At 71.2% G+C, this 18,379-nt stretch carries 19 protein-coding genes; 9 read left to right on the top strand and 10 right to left on the bottom strand.

What is annotated here, in order from left to right; all coding sequences use genetic code 11:
* Window positions 1–51: 51 nt before the first annotated feature.
* Entirely contained in the window at window positions 52–1,089 is a 1,038-nt protein-coding gene (locus ACZ7CF_RS35725; protein ID WP_360397222.1) for an MFS transporter, read from the bottom strand.
* Window positions 1,090–1,146: 57 nt separating this feature from the next.
* On the opposite strand from ACZ7CF_RS35725, the gene ACZ7CF_RS35720 reads away from it, so the two are divergent.
* From ACZ7CF_RS35720 to crcB, 3 genes are read left to right on the top strand one after another with little or no spacing between them, the layout of a single operon-like run.
* On the top strand, window positions 1,147–1,587 hold the full coding sequence (locus ACZ7CF_RS35720) for a MarR family winged helix-turn-helix transcriptional regulator (protein ID WP_360397223.1): 441 nt from the start codon (window positions 1,147–1,149) through the stop codon (window positions 1,585–1,587).
* Window positions 1,571–1,891 carry a CrcB family protein gene (locus ACZ7CF_RS35715; protein ID WP_360397224.1) on the top strand — a complete coding sequence of 107 codons (321 nt, stop codon included), beginning with the start codon at window positions 1,571–1,573 and terminating at the stop codon, window positions 1,889–1,891. The genes ACZ7CF_RS35720 and ACZ7CF_RS35715 overlap by 17 nt, the downstream gene beginning before the upstream one ends.
* Window positions 1,888–2,226, top strand: coding sequence for a fluoride efflux transporter CrcB (gene crcB, locus ACZ7CF_RS35710; RefSeq protein WP_458433824.1), 339 nt, complete (start codon window positions 1,888–1,890; stop codon window positions 2,224–2,226). The genes ACZ7CF_RS35715 and crcB overlap by 4 nt, the downstream gene beginning before the upstream one ends.
* Before the next feature lie 76 nt (window positions 2,227–2,302).
* Here the strand turns inward: crcB and ACZ7CF_RS35705 are convergent, their stop codons facing one another.
* A complete protein-coding gene (locus ACZ7CF_RS35705) occupies window positions 2,303–4,561 on the bottom strand; it encodes a HelD family protein (protein ID WP_360397226.1) in 2,259 nt (752 codons plus the stop codon).
* An 89-nt stretch (window positions 4,562–4,650) separates the two neighbouring features.
* Window positions 4,651–5,079 (bottom strand): MarR family winged helix-turn-helix transcriptional regulator, encoded by a 429-nt coding sequence (locus ACZ7CF_RS35700; protein WP_360397227.1) that lies wholly within the window; start codon window positions 5,077–5,079, stop codon window positions 4,651–4,653.
* 135 nt (window positions 5,080–5,214) lie between these two features.
* Here ACZ7CF_RS35700 and ACZ7CF_RS35695 point away from each other — a divergent pair, with 135 nt between their 5' ends.
* The 3 genes from ACZ7CF_RS35695 to ACZ7CF_RS35685 all read left to right on the top strand — a co-directional run bounded on the left by ACZ7CF_RS35695 (window position 5,215) and on the right by ACZ7CF_RS35685 (window position 6,744).
* Window positions 5,215–5,817, top strand: a complete 603-nt coding sequence (locus ACZ7CF_RS35695) for a hypothetical protein (RefSeq protein ID WP_360397228.1) — start codon at window positions 5,215–5,217, stop codon at window positions 5,815–5,817.
* A gap of 1 nt (window position 5,818) precedes the next feature.
* Entirely contained in the window at window positions 5,819–6,037 is a 219-nt protein-coding gene (locus tag ACZ7CF_RS35690) for a DUF6343 family protein (protein ID WP_360397229.1), read from the top strand.
* Window positions 6,038–6,132: 95 nt separating this feature from the next.
* Window positions 6,133–6,744: a TetR/AcrR family transcriptional regulator gene (locus tag ACZ7CF_RS35685; RefSeq protein WP_360397450.1), complete on the top strand. Its 612-nt coding sequence runs from the start codon at window positions 6,133–6,135 to the stop codon at window positions 6,742–6,744.
* Here ACZ7CF_RS35685 and ACZ7CF_RS35680 read toward each other — a convergent pair.
* Genes ACZ7CF_RS35680 through ACZ7CF_RS35670 form a run of 3 tightly spaced genes read right to left on the bottom strand, consistent with a single transcriptional unit; the run spans window position 6,732 to window position 9,697 of the window.
* The gene (locus ACZ7CF_RS35680; protein ID WP_470371853.1) at window positions 6,732–8,072 is read right to left on the bottom strand and encodes a dihydrolipoyl dehydrogenase family protein; all 1,341 of its coding nucleotides are present in this window, start codon (window positions 8,070–8,072) and stop codon (window positions 6,732–6,734) included. The two genes, ACZ7CF_RS35685 and ACZ7CF_RS35680, sit on opposite strands and share 13 nt — an antisense overlap.
* Window positions 8,073–8,092: 20 nt before the next feature.
* Complete coding sequence (locus ACZ7CF_RS35675) at window positions 8,093–8,455, bottom strand: VOC family protein (protein WP_470371852.1); 363 nt, start codon at window positions 8,453–8,455, stop codon at window positions 8,093–8,095.
* A gap of 12 nt (window positions 8,456–8,467) precedes the next feature.
* The gene (locus ACZ7CF_RS35670; protein WP_458433821.1) at window positions 8,468–9,697 is read right to left on the bottom strand and encodes a hypothetical protein; all 1,230 of its coding nucleotides are present in this window, start codon (window positions 9,695–9,697) and stop codon (window positions 8,468–8,470) included.
* Between the two features lie 268 nt (window positions 9,698–9,965).
* Here ACZ7CF_RS35670 and ACZ7CF_RS35665 point away from each other — a divergent pair, with 268 nt between their 5' ends.
* Window positions 9,966–10,091 carry a hypothetical protein gene (locus ACZ7CF_RS35665; protein ID WP_470371851.1) on the top strand — a complete coding sequence of 42 codons (126 nt, stop codon included), beginning with the start codon at window positions 9,966–9,968 and terminating at the stop codon, window positions 10,089–10,091.
* A 157-nt stretch (window positions 10,092–10,248) separates the two neighbouring features.
* On the top strand, window positions 10,249–10,752 hold the full coding sequence (locus tag ACZ7CF_RS35660) for a DUF3145 domain-containing protein (protein WP_157529558.1): 504 nt from the start codon (window positions 10,249–10,251) through the stop codon (window positions 10,750–10,752).
* Between the two features lie 28 nt (window positions 10,753–10,780).
* On the opposite strand, the gene ACZ7CF_RS35655 is transcribed toward ACZ7CF_RS35660, so the two are convergent.
* The 4 genes from ACZ7CF_RS35655 to lanKC form a co-directional block, all read right to left on the bottom strand.
* Window positions 10,781–12,499: an ABC transporter ATP-binding protein gene (locus tag ACZ7CF_RS35655; protein WP_470371850.1), complete on the bottom strand. Its 1,719-nt coding sequence runs from the start codon at window positions 12,497–12,499 to the stop codon at window positions 10,781–10,783.
* A complete protein-coding gene (locus tag ACZ7CF_RS35650) occupies window positions 12,499–14,118 on the bottom strand; it encodes an ABC transporter ATP-binding protein (RefSeq protein WP_470371849.1) in 1,620 nt (539 codons plus the stop codon). Before ACZ7CF_RS35650 ends, ACZ7CF_RS35655 begins: the two co-directional genes overlap by 1 nt.
* A gap of 142 nt (window positions 14,119–14,260) precedes the next feature.
* The gene (locus ACZ7CF_RS35645; protein ID WP_154697009.1) at window positions 14,261–14,425 is read right to left on the bottom strand and encodes a SapB/AmfS family lanthipeptide; all 165 of its coding nucleotides are present in this window, start codon (window positions 14,423–14,425) and stop codon (window positions 14,261–14,263) included.
* Window positions 14,426–14,464: 39 nt separating this feature from the next.
* Window positions 14,465–17,032 (bottom strand): class III lanthionine synthetase LanKC, encoded by a 2,568-nt coding sequence (gene lanKC, locus ACZ7CF_RS35640; RefSeq protein WP_470371848.1) that lies wholly within the window; start codon window positions 17,030–17,032, stop codon window positions 14,465–14,467.
* Between the two features lie 601 nt (window positions 17,033–17,633).
* On the opposite strand from lanKC, the gene ACZ7CF_RS35635 reads away from it, so the two are divergent.
* Window positions 17,634–18,200 (top strand): hypothetical protein, encoded by a 567-nt coding sequence (locus ACZ7CF_RS35635; RefSeq protein WP_360397243.1) that lies wholly within the window; start codon window positions 17,634–17,636, stop codon window positions 18,198–18,200.
* Window positions 18,201–18,379: the final 179 nt, after the last annotated feature.

Raw genomic sequence — 18,379 nt, 5'->3', positions numbered from 1 at the left:
GGAGGGGTAGCGCCCCGAGGCGCCCTTTCGGCCTAGCGGAAACCGGTGCCACTACTGGAACGCGTTGATGAGCAGCGACGCGACGGCGACACCCAGCGCGGTGCCGAGTCCGCGCGCGACGTTGACCATCCCGCTGCCCACACCGGCCTGGTGGTCCGGCAACGCGCCCATCACCCGTCGCGTGCACGACGGCGCGATGATGCCCAGCCCGATGCCCGCCGCGAGCAGCTGCACCACCGGCGGCACCGGCATGAGCACCGCCACGGCGGCGATCAACGCCCCGGTCCTGGCACCCGGCCGGTGGATGAGCGTCGCGGCGACCGCGAACCCCAGCGGCAGCGCGGCGATCGTGAGCCCTATGTGCGCCAACGGTTGTTTCATCGTGAACGGCAGCAACGTCATCGGCGCGAACAACGCCGCGTAGGTCAGCCCGACGCCGAGCAGCCCCGGCAGCACCGCGAGACCGGGCCTGCCGCGCTCTTCCCGCGTGCTCCTGGTGCGGGGCAACAGGTAGTGGCCCGCGATCATGGCGACGACGCCGATGGGCACGTTGATCGCGAACACCGCCTGCCACCCGTGGTGCTCGACGAGGTACCCGCCCAGCAACGGCCCCGCCGCGAGCCCGGCCGCCTGCGCCGCGGCCTGGATGCCGAGCGCCTTGCGCCGCAGCTCCGGCGGCACGTTCGTCGTGACCAGCGCGACGCTGTTGGCCTGCAACATCGCCGCGCCCGCCGCCTGCGCGATCCTGGCACCGACGAGCAGCTCGAAGTTCGGCGCGTACGCGCACGCCACCGACGCGGCCGTGAAGAGCGCGAACCCGTAGATGTAGACGATCTTGCGCCCGGCCCGGTCGGCGATCCTGCCCATTGGGACGAGCAACGCCACCAGCGTGACCAGGTAGCTGATCGAGACGATCTCCGGGTCGTGCCCGAAGTGCTCTGCCATCGCGGGGAACGCGAGCGTGACGATCGAGGCGTCCAACTGCCCCATGAACGCCCCGAAGCACACGGTCGCGATGACCAGCCAACGCGCTTTCGGCCACTGCGCGATCCACGCCGGCCTGGGGGACTCCGTGACGAACCAGTTCATCGTGGTCAGATTATATCTGACACAGAGCTATATCCCCGCGTTCAGTAAGATTTCCGCATGTCAGACGAAGCCCGCACGCTCACCGACGTCGTCACCCGCCTGCGCCGGGCGCTGCGGACGAGCATCCGTGCGGACTGGCCGTGGGAGTCCCTGCCGATGGCGCAGGTAGAGCTGCTGCAAACCCTCGCGGAACGCCCCCCGATGAAGGTCGGCGACCTCGCCGCGTCGCTGCGGCTGGCCCCCAACACGGTCTCCGGCCTGGTGTCCCAGCTGATCGACTCGGGCCTGGTCGTCCGCGGCGCCGACCCCAGGGACAGGCGGGTAGCACGGCTATCCGTCTCACCCCGTGGACACGAACAGCTGCTCGTCTGGCAGCGTGAGCACGAGAAGCGCATCGGCGCCGCACTGGGCAAGCTGGAGTCCTCGGAACGGGAGGACGTCGTGCGCGCGCTGAAGGCCCTGGACCACCTGGTGGAGCACCTTGCCGAACCGTCCTGACCCCCGGTTCGTGGCCCTGGTGTCGCTCGGCGGCGGACTCGGCGGCGTGGCGCGCTACGGGATGTCGGCGTTCGTGCCCGGCGCACTGGGGCTGTTCGTGATCAACGTGCTGGGGTCGTTCCTGATCGGCGTGCTCATGGGCACCGCGCCGCGGCCGTTGGTCCGCGCGTTCTTCGGCGTCGGGTTCCTGGGCGGGTTCACGACGTTCTCGTCGTACGCGCTGGCGGGACGGCCTTTGTTCCTTCTGCTGACGCCGATTTGTGCTGTGGCTGCGGCTTTCGTCGGGGTGCGGGTGACGCGGTGACGGTGCTCGCCGTGTTCGTGGGAGCGGCTTTGGGTGCGCCGGCCCGGTACCTGGTCGACTGGGCGGTGAAGGAGCGGGCCGGGTCGGCGTTCCCGTACGGCACGTTGGTCGTGAACGTGCTGGGGTGCTTCCTGATCGGGTTCTTCGTGGGGACGGCGTGGATGCCGCTCCTCGGGGTGGGGTTCTGCGGTGGGCTGACGACGTACTCGACGTTCAGCTACGAGACGGTGTCGTTGCTGGAGCAGGAGAAGTACCGGGCGGCGCTGGTGAACGTCGCGGTCAGCGTCGTGCTGGGGGTGGGGGCCGCGACTCTGGGGCTGGCGCTGGCACGCTGAACGTTCCCGGCCTCCTCCGCGCCCACGATGCCGTCGGCGGCACCGCGACCGTTTCGCGCAGGAGGCCGGGCGGAGCTCAGTCCTTCAAGCGGGACAACACGTCCGGCAACGACCCGGAGTGCACGACGCCCAACCGCTGCGTCGCACGCGTCAACGCCACGTACAGGTCGGAGGCCCCGCGCGGCGACTCCTCCAGGATGCCCGAGGGGTCGACCACGACCACCGAGTCGAACTCCAGCCCCTTGGCGTCGGTCACCCCCAGCACCACGACCTGCGCGTCCTCCAGCTCGCCCGTCGACGAGTTCGCGACCTCCGACACCACGGCCGCACCCACCGACGGCAGCAGTGCCGCGGGAACGATCACCGCCACCTTGCCGTCGCCCACGGCCGCGACCTCGGACGAGATCAGCGCCGGGACCTCGGAGGCGTACGACGACACCGACGCGACCCACGGCGGCACACCGGTGTCGCGCACCGAAGCGGGCGGCACGAGAGAAGGGTCCACCGACGCGAGCACGTCCGCGGCCACCTCCATGATCTCGGCCGGGGTGCGGTAGTTGACGGTGAGCTCGGTGAGGCGCCAGCGGTTCTGCACGTACGGGGACAGCACGGAGTCCCACGACAGCGCGCCGCCGACGTCGCCGGTCTGGGCGATGTCGCCGACCACCGTCATGGACTTGCTGGGGCAGCGGCGCATCAGCGTGCGCCACGCCATCGCGGACAGCTCCTGGGCCTCGTCCACGATGATGTGGCCGAAGGTCCAGGTGCGGTCGGCCGCGGCGCGTTCGGCCGCGGTCTCGTAGCGGTCCACGCCGTGGCGTTCGGCCAGCCGGTAAGCGTCCATCAGGTCCGTGGCCATCAGGATGTCCGGGTCGGCGTCGTCCTCCAGGTCGAGGATGTCGAGGACGCCCTGGGCGTACTCGATGGCCTGGCGGCGCTGGCGTTCGGCGCGGGCCTTGGCCTCCGTGTCGTCCTCGCCGAGCAGTTCCGCGGCCTCGTCGAGCAACGGGACGTCGGCCGGGGTCCAGTCGTCCGAGGTCCGCTGCAGCAGGTCGCGTTCCTCGCGGGTGAACTTCGACATCGCGCGGTTGCGGCGCTTCGGGTTCGCGTACAGCTCGGACAGCAGCGAGAACGGCGTCAGCACCGGCCACAGCGCCGAGATCGCGGCCTGGACCTCCTCGGACTCGCGCAGCTCGCGGCGGATGTCGTCCACGTCCGCCTTGTCCAGCAGGTGCCCGCCGAGCTTGGCCGCCACCATGCCGCCGAGCGTCGAGATGATCTCGCGTGCGAACGTGCGGCGGGCCTCGTTGTGCGGGCGGCGGGTGCGGCGGGCGCGGCCGCGGGCGTCGGAGATGGCGCGGCGGTCCAGGCGCAGCACGTCGTTGTCGAAGCGGATGTCGAAGAACGGCGGGGCCTCCTGGCGGTCGCGGATCGCGGCGGCGATCACGTCGGCCATCTGGACGCGGCCCTTCAGCGTCGCGACCTCCGGCGACTCCCTGCCCACCGCCGTGAGGCCGGGGAACAGCTCGCCGACGGTCGAGAGCAGCACGCCGGTCTCGCCCAGCGAGGGCAGGACCTGGCTGATGTAGCGCAGGAACGTGGTGTTCGGCCCGACCACGAGCACGCCGCGCTTGGCCAGCTGGCGGCGGTGCGTGTAGAGCAGGTAGGCGGCGCGGTGCAGGGCCACCGCGGTCTTGCCGGTGCCGGGACCGCCCTGCACGACGACGACGCCGTTCAGCTCGGACCGGATGATGACGTCCTGCTCGGCCTGGATCGTCGCGACGATGTCGCTCATCTGGCCGGTGCGGGAGGCGTTCAACGCGGCCAGCAGGGTCGCCTCGCCGGTCAGACCCTCGTTGCGGGACGGCTCGACCGAGTTGATGTCGAGGACCTCGTCGTCGAGGCCGATGACCTTGCGGGAGCGCGTGCGCAGGTGCCGGCGGCGGCGCACGCCGTCGGGGGAGGCGGCGGTCGCGAGGTAGAACGGGCGGGCCGCGGGGGCGCGCCAGTCCATCAGCAGCGGCTCGTATTCCTTGTCCTCGTCGAAGAGACCGATTCGGCCGATGTAGAACCGGTCACCGTTGTGGAAATCGAGCCGGCCGAACGCGAGGCCGTTCTCGACCGCGCTGTACTGCGCCAGCTGATCCGTGTACATCGCGACGGAGGTGTCGCGCTCGGACCGCATCTGGTGCGTGCCGCCGGTTTGTCGCAACGATTGTGCGAGTCGTTTCGACGTCTGTTCGCGGAGGTCGTCGAGCCGGCCGTACAACATGGCCACGTATTCCTGCTCCGGCTCCATTTCGGCCGACCGGAGGTCATCGGAGGGGCTTGACAACGTGCCTCATTTCTCGATACCCTGCGACGTCAGGTTTTATCCTGAATCGCATTCTCCTGCCCGCACTCCGTCGTCTGAGCGCAGACTGGCTAATCTACACGCATGTCCGCGTGGTGCAGGTAGGCCTTCCGCAGCAGTGTGGTCAGTGCGACCCGCTCGGGCTCGGTCAACGACGCCAGCAGCTCCTCCTCGTGCGCCCGCGCCGCCTCCAGCCGTTGCCGCAACGCCTCGCGCCCGGCCGCGGTGATCGACACGGTGAACCGCCGCCGGTCCCGCACGTCACGCCTGCGCTGGGCGAACCCGCGGCCCTCCAGGTCGTCGAGCACCGACACCAGGTCACTCGGGTCCATCCGCACCTGCTCGCTGATCCGCTTCTGCGCGACCGCCTCCTGCTCGGCCAGGCAGGCCAGCACCGTCACCTGGGGCCCGCGCAGCTCCCCCCGGCCCAGCCGCCGCGCCTCGCGCACCAGCTGCAGCATCAGGTAGCTGGGCAGACGCAGGAGCTGATCGATGCTCATCACTTCAGCATAGGAAAGATCCGTCACACGATCGTGGATTGCGCAGCGTGGTCGACACCCCCGGACGAGGGCCGCACGGGTGAGCATCGGGGTGACGTTTCTCCACGGAGCACCGCGGGACGGCAAGGTGGGGGTATGACGCGCGCGGAGATCGTCCGGCTCGCCCGCTGCGTGGTGCGCCGGCCCCGGTGGCAGCTCGCACTCGCGGTGCTGCTGTCGGCGTGGCTGCTCGCCTGGGTCCTGGGCCAGCTCGCCGCCCACCCGCCGACACCGCTCGGCCTGCTCTCCTGGACCGGCCTGCCCCTGCACGTCGCGACCGCCTGGGCGCAGGACCGCGCCGACGTCCTCGCCTGGCTCGCCACCCTGGGCGGTCTGAGCTGGGCGGCGACCACCGAACAGGGGCAGCTGCCCGCCCTGGCCGGCTGGTTCGCGGTGCTCGTCGCCGGTGAGGCGGCCGGGTACGAGCACGCCGTGCAACGGGCGATGCTCAGCATGCTCGTGTTCCTGGCCGTCCTCGCCGTCGTGTCGCTCACCGGGCGGCGCGCGTTCGTCGTCGACCGGGTCGCCGTCATGCCCAGGGACGTGCTGAGGGCCGCGACCACCGCCGCCGTGCTGACCGCCGTGGTGCCGCTCATCGCGCCCGGTGTGGCGCTCACCCGCCTCGTTCAGCCCTACGTGACGAAACCGCCGCGGCCGCTGAGGTCGGTTGAGGCGCCGCTGCTGCGGGAAACCGGGTGAGGTGAGCGACTACCTCCCTCCGCCCGCCCCGCCGCGCAGCGCGCTGACGCTGCGGCTGTGGCTCGCCGGCTTCGGGCTGGTCTTCAACTCGGTCGCCGGGTGGCTGGCCCTGCGCGCCGACCTCGTCTGGCTCGCCGTCGTGCTGTGGCTGCTCGCCGTCGTGTGCCTCGTCGACCTCGCCTGGGTGGCCCGCCGCAAACGGCGCGGAGATCCCGGCTGAGAACTGCCGGGAACCCGTGCTTGGGCTTCGGCCGTCCGATGGATGAAGATGTCGTTGTGCATGAAGATCCGGCCAGGGGCAGGTTGGCCAGGGTGATGCGTCGGCAGCCGGTGCAACAACGCGGTGCGGCCACCGTCTCCGCGATCCTGGACGCTTGTGCGAGCCTGCTGAACGAATACGACTACGACGACATCACCACGGCGCGCATCGTCGACGTGGCCGGAGTGCCCATCGGTTCTTTCTACCAATACTTCCCGGACAAGCGGTCCGTGGTGCACGCGCTCGCCTTGCGCGGTATGGAGGCATATCTGAGCGAGGTCGAGGAACTGTTCTCCAGCGACCTCATCGCGGACACCTGGCGCGAGGCCATGACCCAGGTCGTCGCCGTCTACATGCGGATGCTGGCGGAGCTGCCGGGCTTCGGCCGGGTGCGGTTCAGCGACATGCTGGACAGCCACCGGCTCGACTCCAGCGTCGACCAGTACGAGCTGATGGCCGAACGGCTCGCCGAGATGTTCGTCAACCGCTTCGGAGCGCACGGCGACGCACCGGTCATGCTGACCTTCCGCATCGCCGTGCAGACCGCGGACGCGTTGTTCAAGCTGGCCGAACGGGTCGACCCCGACGACCGCGCGTACGTGGTCGGCACGGCGAACGAGCTGCTCACGGGCATGCTCGGCGGCGTGCTGGAACCTCAGAGGCCGTAAGCCTCCAGCATCCGCAGCCACACCTCGCTGATCGTCGGGTAGGCGGGCACCGCGTGCCACAGCCGGTCGACGGTCACCTCGCCGACGATCGCGATGGTGGCGGCGTGCAGCAGCTCGGCCACGTCCTGGCCGACGAACGTGACACCGACCAGGGTGCGGGTGCGCTCGTCGACGACCACCCGCGCCTTGCCGCTGTAGCCGTCGGCGTGCAGCGACGACCCGGCGACCGCGATGTCGAGGTCCACGACCTTGACATCGCGTCCGGCCGCCCGTGCCTCCTCCGCGGTGTGCCCGACGAAGGCCACCTCGGGGTCGGTGAACACGACCTGCGGCACCGCCACGTGGTCGGCGCTGGCCTGGCCCGCCGACCACGGCTCCGGCTCGGAGCCGCGCGACCGCTCCAGGATCGCCGACCCGACCGCCCGGCCCTGGTACTTGCCCTGGTGGGTGAGCAGCGCACGCCCGGTGACGTCACCGGCCGCGTACAGCCACCGCCCGTCCACGCCGGACACGAGACCGGTGTCGTCGATGCTCATCGGCTTGCCGTCCTTCGTCGCCGGCACCCGCCCGGTCGCGACGAGGATCTCCGCGCCCCGCACGACCCGGCCGTCCCGCAACGTCAGCGCGCCCGGCTCGACGGCCGCGGCGCGCGCGTTCAGCAGCACCTCGACCCCGTCGGCCCGCAGGCCCTCGGCGACCAGCGGCCCGACGAAGTCCTCCATGCGCGGCAACGGGCGGTCGCCCGACACCACGAGCGTCACCTTCGACCCGAGCCGCGCCCACGCCTGCGCCATCTCGACACCGACCACGCCGCCGCCGAGCACCACGAGCGACTCCGGCACCGCGCGCGCCGACGTGGCCTCGCGGGACGTCCACACCGGAGTGTCGTCAATGCCGTCCAGCGGCGGCATCTTCGGCACGCTGCCGGTGCACACCACCACGGCCAGCCGCGCCCGGTGCACCTCGCCGCCGACGGTGACCTCGCGTTCGCCGGTCACCTCGCCGTCACCGCGCAGGACGGTGATGCCGACCGACTCGGCCCACTGCACCTGACCCGCGTCGTCCCAGTCGGACGTGAACGAGGTGCGCCGCTCCAGCACCGCCAGCGGGTCGAGGCTGCCGCCGACCACGCCCTTGACCCGCTGGGCGGCCGCGAGCGCGTGACCGGAGCGCAGCAACGCCTTGGACGGCATGCACGCCCAGTACGAGCACTCGCCGCCGACCAGCTCCTTCTCGACCATGGCGGTGGACAGGCCACCGGCGGCCGTCCGCCAGGCCACGTTCTCACCCACGGGGCCACCACCGATGACGATGACGTCGAAATCCATGGCGCCACACTAGAACGGTTCTAAGTGAGCCACAGGAGGCAGAACGTGTGCCCGACCGGGTCGGTGTAGACGCGGTAGTTGTCGGGGTTGTCGCGCGCGAGCAGCTTGGCCCCGAGCGCGAGCACCTGGGACTCGGCGAGCTCCACGTCCTCGACCAGCACGTCGAGGTGGAACTGCTGCGAGCCGTGCGGGTCGGGGAACACCGGCGGCACGTACTCGGGCGCGCGCTGGAACGCGATCCGCGTGCCGCTCGCGACGACCACCACCCAGTCGGGGTCCTCGCTGCCGGCGAGGCGTTCGCCGCCGAGGAGCTTCTCGTAGAACGACGCCAGCTCGGAGGGGTCGGGGCAGTCGACCACCACGGAACGAAGTTGTCCGATCATGCCCTCCACCCTCTACCGGGAGGTGGGCAGCCGCAACGCCTGCTTGGCGATCGGGTCGAGCGCGGCGTCGCCGGCCCCGCCGGACCACACCACGAACGCCAGCTGGACGTGGCTGCCCTTCACGCCGCTCGCGAACGTCGCGTTCGCCAGCGGGTTGCCGTCCGGCGCGTTCACGCCACCGGAACCGGGGGCCGCCACGATCGCGTGGAACGCCTTGGCGCTGGGGGCGTCCATCACGTCGAGGTCCGCGACCAGCACGGACGCCTTGCGGCCGTTGACGGTCGTCTCGTAGGTGGCGCGCTGGACCCGGCCGCACTCGTTCGCCACCAGCCAGGCCTTGACGTCGCCGAACGCCTGCGCAGCGCAGTCCTCGTCCTGCTGGGCGTCTCGGGGGACGAACGTCGTGCCGTCCACGACCACCGTCGTCGGGCCGGGCGGCGGCGTCTCCGTGGCAACGACCTGCGGGTCACCGCCGGGCAGCGCCACGACCAGCCACACGAGCAGGACCAGCACGAGCAGACCGGCGCCCGCGAGGTAGGGCCAGCGCAGCTTGACCGGCCCGCGCCTGCCCACCGGCGGTCGCACGCCGATCTTCGGGATCAGCATGGTGCTGGCGGAGGCCAGGTCGGGGGAGACGGCGTCGGAGAAGCCCTCGCCCAGCAGCGACGCGGTGTCCGGCGGCGTGCCGGTGGTCTGCAGGACGGCGAGCAGCTTGGCCGCGTGCTCGGCCGAGCACGGCACCGCCGACGTGGCCAGCTCGCGTGCCGCGGTGAGCAATGTGGACGGTTTGGGGTGCAGCACCCGCACACCGCGGTTGAGGTCCGCGGAGGGTTGCACGACCTGGCTCACGAACGGGCCGACCGCGACGACCGTGCTCACCGGCAGCGGTTCGGCGCGCATGGCCTGCAACCGCTGGGCCACCGCCGTCGCCGCCGCCACGGCCTCGGTCGCCGGGTTCGGCATGCCGTCCTGGCTGACCAGCGGCCAGCCGTCGATCGTCCACGTCCCGCCGAGCGGGGCCTCCAGCTTCACGGCGGGGTCGGGCAGGTCCACGCCCACGATCACCAGCACGCCCTTGGGCAGCACCACGACCGCGTCCAGCGGCACCGGGCAGTCGGGGGGCTGCACGCCGGTCAACGCGACCCCGCCGAGCACCTCCGTGCCCGCGCCGCACGCGGTGAGGGCAGCGCGGACGTCCGCCCCGATGGCCGAGGGTTCAGCGCCCAGACGGATCAACCGCACGAGTCCCCACCTTTCCGCACGGGGGCACACCGTAGCGCTCCGGGGTCGTTCACCTGCGGCCAGTCGAGACGTTGCGTGACACCCGTCACCGGAAAGTGGATCACTCGTTGGATGGATTACCTGCCTATGTTCACGGAGGGTCCAGTTGCAGACGTGCTGCACTGCTCGCCGTGGTGCCCGTGGCCGCCGCCTCCCCTGTCGCGGTGGCCACGACAGGTCGTCGGCAACTCCTGGGCCGTCCGGTGGCGGGGCGTTCGACCCTGGCCCGGTGACGGTCAAGCCGCAGCACGGTCCCGCCCTGCTCGACCTGGGCACGTCCACCACGATCGTCACCGCGGTAAACGCGCTGGAGATCACGATCACGCATCGCTCGACAGTGGAGATCGGGACTTAAGACCTGTATCTGACCCGGTCGGGTGATGATCGAGCTGGTTCTTATGGCGGACATGCCTCAAGTCGAGGCAGAATGCAGCGAACGGGTTCCACGGTGATCACCTCACTCGGCAAAGGCGTAGGGGAAGACGTCCCTCGTCGAGTAGCGGAGGTCAGCAGTGAGCACCCGTGGCAGCACCAGTGGCGTGGTCTACGTCCACTCGTCGCCGTCTGCGGTCTGTCCGCACGTCGAGTGGGCGATCTCGGGCACCCTTGGCGAACGAGTGGACCTCAGGTGGGCAGCGCAACCCGCGGCACCAGGACAGTTGCGCGCTGAATGTGCGTGGGCCGGTGACGCCGGTACCGGCGCGAAACTCGTTGCTGCGCTGCGCGCGTGGCCGATGCTCCGTTTCGAGGTGACCGAGGAACCGTCCCCAGGTCAGGACGGAGAGCGCTTCTGCTTCGCGCCCGTGCTGGGGTTGTGGCACGCGCGCACTTCGGCGAACGGCGACATCGTCGTGAACGAGGACCAGCTGCGTGCGCTGGCCGCACGCTCCCGCGGCGGTGAGTCCTTCGCGCACGGTGTCGACGAGCTCCTCGGCGCGGCGTGGGACGACGCGCTGGAACCGTTCCGCCGTGCCGGCGACGGCGCGCCGGTCACGTGGCTGCACCGCGTCGGGTGAGCGCCCGGCCAGTCCTGAGTGGACCCCGCTACCGGTTGGGCAGCGGGGTTCGCTCGTGGTGGGTGGGGTCCCAGGCGAGCATCAGCCTGCCGTAGGTCGGCGAGGTCTCCAGAAGCTGCTCGTGCGTGCCCAGAAGAGGCGCGCCACCGTCCATGACCAGCACCCGGTCCGCCCGCAACGCCGAGCTCAGCCGGTGTGCGATCACCACGAGGACGCCCTTCCTGGCCGCGAACGCGCGCTCCACCCGCGCCTCCGCCGCCGGGTCCAGGTGCGAGGTCGCCTCGTCGAGGATCACCACCGCCGCCGGCGTCGCGTGGACCCGTGCCAGCGCGAGCAGCTGCGCCTCTCCGGCGGACAGCCCTTCGCCCGCGTGGCCCAGCCGTGCGTCCAGACCGCCCAGCCGGTCAAGAAGTGGTTTGGCCCCAACGCTTTTCACCGCCGCGAGGAGCTCGGCGTCGGTGGCCTGCGGCGCCAGCAGGGCGAGGTTCTCGCGCACGGTCCCGGTGAACAGGTAGGTCTCCTGCGGGATCAGCGCGATCGCCTGGTGCCGGACCGACGGCACCACCCGGTCCACCGGCCGCCCGCCGAACAGCACCTCGCCCCGGTCCGGTGGCATCAGACCGGTGAGCAGACCGGCCACAGTGGACTTGCCGATGCCCGACGGCCCGACGACGGCCAGGTGGTCGCCCGGTCCGATGCACAGGTTCAGGTCCTTCACCACCGGCACGGCGTCCGGGCTCCAGCCGAACGTGACGTCCCTGAGGGTGAACTCGCAGCTGACGGGCACCTCCACGCCGTCGTCGCCGGTCTGCCGCGGCGCCGCCTCCTGAAGTCGTTTGAGTGCGACCATCAGCCGCATCACGACGGTGCTCGTGGTGCGGGCCAGGCCGTGCAGCGCCGGGTTGACGCTGTTGGTCAGGTAGACGACCGCCGCCAGCACCGCGCCGGTGGTGAGCTGACCGGACGCCACCAGCGGCGGTGCGAACGCGACGAGCAGCACGACCGGTGCGAAGCCGCCGAGAGCGATCACGGTGGCCCGCAGGGCGTTCGCCCAGGCCACCGCGACCGTCGCCGCCGCCTGCTCGTCGGCCTGCGCCCGGACGTCCGCGAACGCCTCCTGCTCGGCCCGGCACGCGGCGACGTCGCGCAGCCCGGTGAGCACCCCGCCGGTCGCCTCCGCGGTGCGTTCCTCGGCCATGACCGCGTTGCGCTGCCGTTTCGCCAGTGACGGCAGCAGGAACCCGAACAGCACCAGCGCAGCGACGATCGGCAGGACGACGAGCCAGACCAGCGCGGCCGCGGTCGTGGCGAGCCCGACGAGCGCGGCGACCGTGGTGACCAGCAGCGCGCGGGCCTGCACGAGCACGCCGGCGGTGGCGTCGCGGACCACCTCGACGTGACGGGTGATCATCGCGACGGCGCTGGCGTCCGGGGTGCGGCGGTGCGTCCGGTTGTTCAGCACGCCCTTGACGACCTGCGTGACCAGGGCGTCGCGCATGGGCTCGACGACGTCGCCGAGCCGGGCGAACACCTGGCGCTGACCGAGCGCGCCGGCGACGGCGAGCGCGGCGAACGCGAGCAGCCACAGCAGCCCGGCCACCGGGCGGCCCGCGGCGAACCCGCTGTCCACGGCGGTGCCGACGAGCTTGCCGCCGAAGAACGCCGGGATGCCCTCCAGTGCGGACCAGGCGAGCAGGACGAGCACGCCGCGGCGGTGCCCGGCCAGCGTGGAGAGGTAGAAGCGCATCACTCGCCCCCGGTGAACACGGCGCGGTACTCCTGGTCGTCCCACAGCTCCTGGTGGGTGCCGGTCGCGCGCACCCGGCCGTTCTCCAGCCACACCACCAGGTCCGCGCGGGCCGCCGTCGCCGGCCGGTGCGTGACGACGACGCGGGTGCGGCCGGGCAGCGCGGTGGTGAGCGCGTCGTCCACCCTGGCCTCGGTGACGGTGTCCAGGCTGGCGGTCGCGTCGTCCAGCACGAGCACCTCGGGATCGCGCACGATCGCACGCGCCAGGCCTATCCGCTGCGCCTCACCGCCGGACAGCGGGGCGTCGGCGACCGGCGTCTCATACCCGTGAGGCAGCCGCACCAGCACGTCGTGCACCTGGGCGGCGACGGCGGCGGCGCGGACCCGCGCCTCGTCCGCGTCCGTTCCGTAGGCGATCGAACGACCGATCGTGGTGCCCAGCAAGGCGGGTCGCTCGAAGGCGTACCCGACGCCACCGGACCGCGCGACCTCACCGGAGTCCACTGGGGATAGTCCGCCGAGCACGGCGGCCAGCGCGGACTTGCCCGCGCCGGAGCTGCCCACGACCGCGCAGAACGCGCCGGCCGGGACGACGAGGTCGACGTCGTGGAGTGCGCCGTCGACGCTGACACCGCGCAGTTCGAGTGCCCCGCCGAGGGGGGCGCGGGCGAAGGGGCGGTGCGGTGGCGGGGTGTCGAGCACCTCGGCGATCCGGCCGGCGGAGGCGCGGGTGCGTTCCAGCACGGTGAGCTGGGTGATCTGGCCGACGATCCCCATGCCCAGCGCGGCGTAGCCGAGGGCGGCGAGCACGTCACCTGCGCTCAGCCTGCCCTGCAGCACCCCGAACCCGGCGGCCGCGAGCACCGCGACCTCCACGGCGGGCAGCAGGAGCCCGGCTCGCCACATCATCCTGGCCTGGGTGCGCCACATCCCGGCGCCCGCCGCGGCGAGCCGGGGGAGCGGCTGCAGCACGCGGCGCGTCTCGCGGTCGGCGAGACCGGCGGCGGAGATCGTGCGCAGGCCGGACACGGAGTCGAGCAGCCGGGCCGAGACCTCGCCGGAGACCTCCTGGTAGGTCAGCACGTCGTCGGCGGTGAGGCGCAGGTGGGTGCGGATCAGCAGGCCCGCCAGCGGGGCGCTGACCAGGAACACCGCGGCGAGCCGCCAGTCCAGCAGCGCCAGCGCGACGACCGAGCCCACCGACGACACGACGCTGACGAGCAGGCCGATGACCGTGACGGCGACACCGCCCGCGTTGCCGCAGTCGCCCGTGACGCGGCTGACGGCGTCGCCGTGGGCGAACGGCGCGGGGTGACCGATCGTGAGCAGCTGCCGGGACAGCCGGTGGCGCAACCACGCGGTGCCGCGGGCGGTGATGCTCGCCGCGAGCACGATCCCGATCGCGTCGCCGACGATTTCGACCGCGGCCAGCACCAGCAGGAACAGGATCGTCGCGAGCACGAACCGCCCGCCCAGCGCCATGTCGACGGCACCGGCCAGCGCGGCCGGCAGCAGCAGACCGGCGGCGGTGGTGACCGCGGCGTTGAGGAGCAGCAGCCACGGCCGGTAGTCGCGCTTGACGGTGGAGAACAGCAGAACGTCACCGGGTTTGGTCATCGCTGTTCCTCCCGAGGGCGTCAGGGCGCATCATGAGCGAGGGCCCGACAGCTGGCCGGCTGCCGGGCCCTGCAGGTGGCGGATGAGCGGCATACTTCGCCTATGCCGCTCATCGGCCGGGGTAGCTCAGTTGTGGAACAGCTCAGCAGGCCAGCAGGCTGACGGTGCTGTGCGAGCAGGGGAGCAGCAGCGAGGCGTTGGACGCGGTGGTCGAACCGCCGCCACCGCCGCCGGAGCCGCCGCCCGCCAGCACGTTGGCCGGCGCCTCGGGGGTCTCGAGGTCCTGCATGTCGAGGATGAAGCCCATGACGGTCTCCTTGCTAAGAGGGATCTTGCTGGATCACTGCTACCGGTCCGCGAGGACCGGGGTCTGGGTCCTCCCCAGGAAGGGGAGGGGAGCGCGGCCGTCCACAGTGGACGCGATGGCGAGCAGGACGCCCACACCGCCGGTGGTGAGGTCCATCGACATCCGGCGCAGCTGCACACCGGGGAACGCGAGCCCGCCGCCGAAGCGCACGGCGTGCCAGCCCAGTGCCCGCAGGTGCTGCCGGATCGAGCGCTCGTACCGCTCGTCCGGGCGGTGGCGCGTCGCGTGGGCGAGGGTGGCCAGCTGACCGGCCCTGCCCAGCGTCAACGCCGGTTGGATGACGAACTCGCTGGTGCAGGCGTCGAGCAGGCCGGGGAGCTGCTCGACGCACGGGCGTTCCGGTGCGATGGCGGCGAGCTCGGTGAGCACGAGCGCGATGCCCGCACCGCCGATGCCGACGTAGGGCAGCGACCGGAAGTTGCCGTCCCGCACCTGCAGCGAACCGTCGAGCGCGACCATCGTCTCCGCCAGGTCGCGTTCGAGCGCCTGCTCGGCGAGGTCGAGCCAGCGGTGTTCGCCGGTGCGGTCGAACATCCGCAGGAAGAACAGCGCCGGACCGGACCAGCCGTGCAGCAGTCCCGCCCGCGCCTTGCCACCGGGACCCGGTGCGTCGGCGAGCTGCCGCGCGAGCCGTTCGGCCAGCACCTCGGCCTGCTCCGCGAAACCGTGGTCGTGCCGGGAGTCGGCGAAGTGCAGCAGGTTGAGCCCGATGCCGGACAGGCCGGCGCTCAGCCCGTGGTCCTGCGTGGTCGCGACGAGCGGCGCGTAGCTCTCGACCAGCTCGGCCGCGAGGTCGTGGTGGCCGAAGTTCTCCAGCACGTGGGCGATGCCGTGCGCGCCGACGTAGAACCCGGGCTGCTTGGGCGGTTCCCTGCGGACCGACGCGATCAGCCAGTCCTCGTGCTCGGGGTACCGGCCCTCGCCGCTCACGTCGAGCGCGTGCAGCACACCCGCCGCGCCGTAGGCGAACCCGGCTCCGCCGACCTCGAACTGCTCGATGTCGCCGGGGAACAGCCGGTCCTTCCGCTGCGGGGTGGCGCTGTGCAGGATCGCGGTCGCGATCTCCTTGCGCACCAGCGTCCAGTCCGGTTCCTCGTCGTCGAACGCGGTGAACGCCGGATCCGCCGGCGGGTCGACCCGCGGCCGGAGGACGTCGACGATGCCCCGGCAGTACTCGTCGTCGAGCCCGAAGCGGTCCCGCACCACCCGCACGTGCTGGTCGAGCTTCGCGGGCGAGAGCTCCAGGACCGCGTTGAGCGGCAGGAAGATCCACAGCTTGAGCGCGGCCAGCGGGTAGGCGTCGATGTCGAAGCCGTCACGGTCGGCCGGTGCCTGGAAGCCGGGGGCCCCGAGCGTCGGCCGGTGCAGGTCCTCGATCGTCGACGACAGCTCGAAGTCGATCAGCGAGACCTCGTCGTCCTCGTCGACCAGGACGTTCATGGTGTGCAGGTCGCCGAAGACGACGCCGCGTTCGTGCACCCGCGCCACCAGGTCCTCGACCTTGCGCACGAGGGAGAGCGCGCGGTCCCGGTAGGCGGTGACCTTCTCGTCGCCGGCTTCCTTGTGCGTCAACGGGTAGTTCATCCCCAGCCACTGGCCGAGCGACCGGCCTGGCATGAACTCCATGGCGACGAACAGGTGCTCCCACTCGGTGAAGCGGTCGTACACCGCGGGAACGCCCCGCACGCCGGCGAGCCGGGTGAGCACCTCGTACTCGCGCTCCAGCCGTGCCACCGCGTCGCGCCCCTCGCGGTCGAGCCCGGCGTGCGGCCGCGCCTCCTTGAGGACGACCTCCCTGCCGTCGCTCTTGCGGGTCGCGAGGTACACGCCGCCACCGTTGGAGAAGTGCAGCGAGCTCTTGATCCGGTAGGGGAACTTCTCCGGGTCACCGGCGTTGCGCTCCGCGAGGTGCGGCGCCAGGAACTCCGGCAGCTCCACCCACTCCGGCAGGCTGAACACCGGCTTGCGCTGGTCGGCCACGAGCTCGCCGCCCGGCCCCTCGATCGCGAGCACCTGCTGCCCGTCGACCTCGAGCCACTGCTCGGAGAACCCGCCGTAGCGCACGTACAGCGGCCCCTTGCCGTAGCGCAGGTCGCTGAGGATGTACGCGCCGTGCTGCCCGTCGAGCACCGCGGCGAGCTCGGTCAGGACCTGCTGCAGCTGCTCCGTGCTCGTCGGGTAGATCGTGATGAGCTTGCCGCTGCCCTCACGGGGCGCGTACTTCGAGTTGCGCGCCAGCACGATCGAGACGGTCTGCAGGTACTTGAACGGGATCCGCCGCTCGACGCAGTAGTCGAAGGTCGCCTTGAGCACCGCGGTCGCGTTGTCCAGGCCGGCCGAGACGTGGATCTTCCACCCCTGCTTCGGCAGCTGCACCCCGTGCGGGTGCAGGTGCCGCCAGACGTTGCGCTCGGCCTGCACCCAGCCGTCCGGAAGAGCGGGCAGCTGGTGCGCGAAGTCATCGCCCGGGAGGCCGCTTTCGGTGCTGCTCTGCAGATCGTAGAACCGCCGATCCGCGAAGCAGAACGCCTCGTATCTGAGATCCACCGAATTACCTCCCTCACTGTTTCGCAATTCCGTTGACGCCGCATATTCCCGCACATTTTCGAAGCTATGGCCAATCCGCCATTAGGGGCATATGGGTAACCCGTTCGTGTCCGAAAGACCGGGGGTTACCGGCGCGTATGTTGCTCAGAGTAAAGAGGTTTGGAGCCAGATCACCCGGTTGAGAGGTTTCTGATCGATGAGTCAGCATCGCTTGCCGGGCACCTCGCTAAACGGCACCAGCGCGTTCTTTTAATTGCGAAGCGCTGACCTGCGGTATTCCACACGGTTCGCGACGTATAGTTAGGGGTGGGCAACGGTCGGACACGGCCCGTGTCCCTTGGGCTGTCCGGGTGAAGCCGAAAATCGCGACATATGCGCGTTTGATGCGGCCGAATGGCGGTAGGGTTACCCCCGAAGGAACTCATTCGGAGTATGGGATTGGTCATCAACTTTTTATGTGCCAATCATTGTCTTGCCACATGCAACCGTTGATCACGGCACAATCTCAACTTTCGAGTGAATCTTTCTTTCTGGTGTAACGGATCACCGCACGCGTGCGACCCGTGATCACCCCCGGTGCGCGGGGTCTAGGCTTCCTCGGGTGGGGAGCGCAGCGAGTCGCTGGCTGGTGCCGGCCGTCGTGGTGATCACCGGTGCGGCCGTCGCGGCCGGGATGGTGGGCAGGGCCGTGTACCTGCGCCCCGCGGAGGCCTCGGGAGAACCCGCCGTCGCCTCCTCCGCAGGGCAGCTGCCCGGATCGCCGGAGGTGCGGCTCAGCGCGGACTCGTTCACCCACCCCGACCGCCAGCAGGTGCAGTCGGTGCTGCAGCGGTACTTCGACGCCATCAACGCCCGCGACTTCCGGGCCTGGTCGGCCGCGGTGTCCTCCCGCCGCGCGTCTCAGGCGGTCGAGGAGACGTGGCGGGCCGCCTACGAGACCACCCGCGACGGTGGTGTGGTCGTGCAGCGCATCGAGTCCGACGTGGTCGGGCGGCGGGTGCGGGCGCTCATCTCGTTCGTGTCCACGCAGGACGTCGCCAAGGCCCCCGTCGCGTTGCCGGAGGGGTGCATCCGGTGGCGGGTCGTGTACGTGGTGGTGCGGGAGGGCGGGGAATGGCGGGTGGACGAGGCCCCGGAGAACCGGACGCCGCAGATGGAGCGGTGCTAGCGGCTCGTCGCCGACCTCCACCGTTCGAGGGTTCCCGCTGACTCGGCTGCCCGACGGCTCCCGGCAGCACGTCCGCGAGTGCCACCGGCTCGCGCTTGCCCACCCACCGGCCGCCACCGGCCGAAGCCGAGAAACGGCAGCGCCCCGGTCGCCGAAGCGGACCGGGGCGCTGCGCACAG

This window comes from Lentzea sp. NPDC036955, from assembly GCF_055608005.1.
This window is presented reverse-complemented; position numbering and strand designations above follow the sequence as displayed.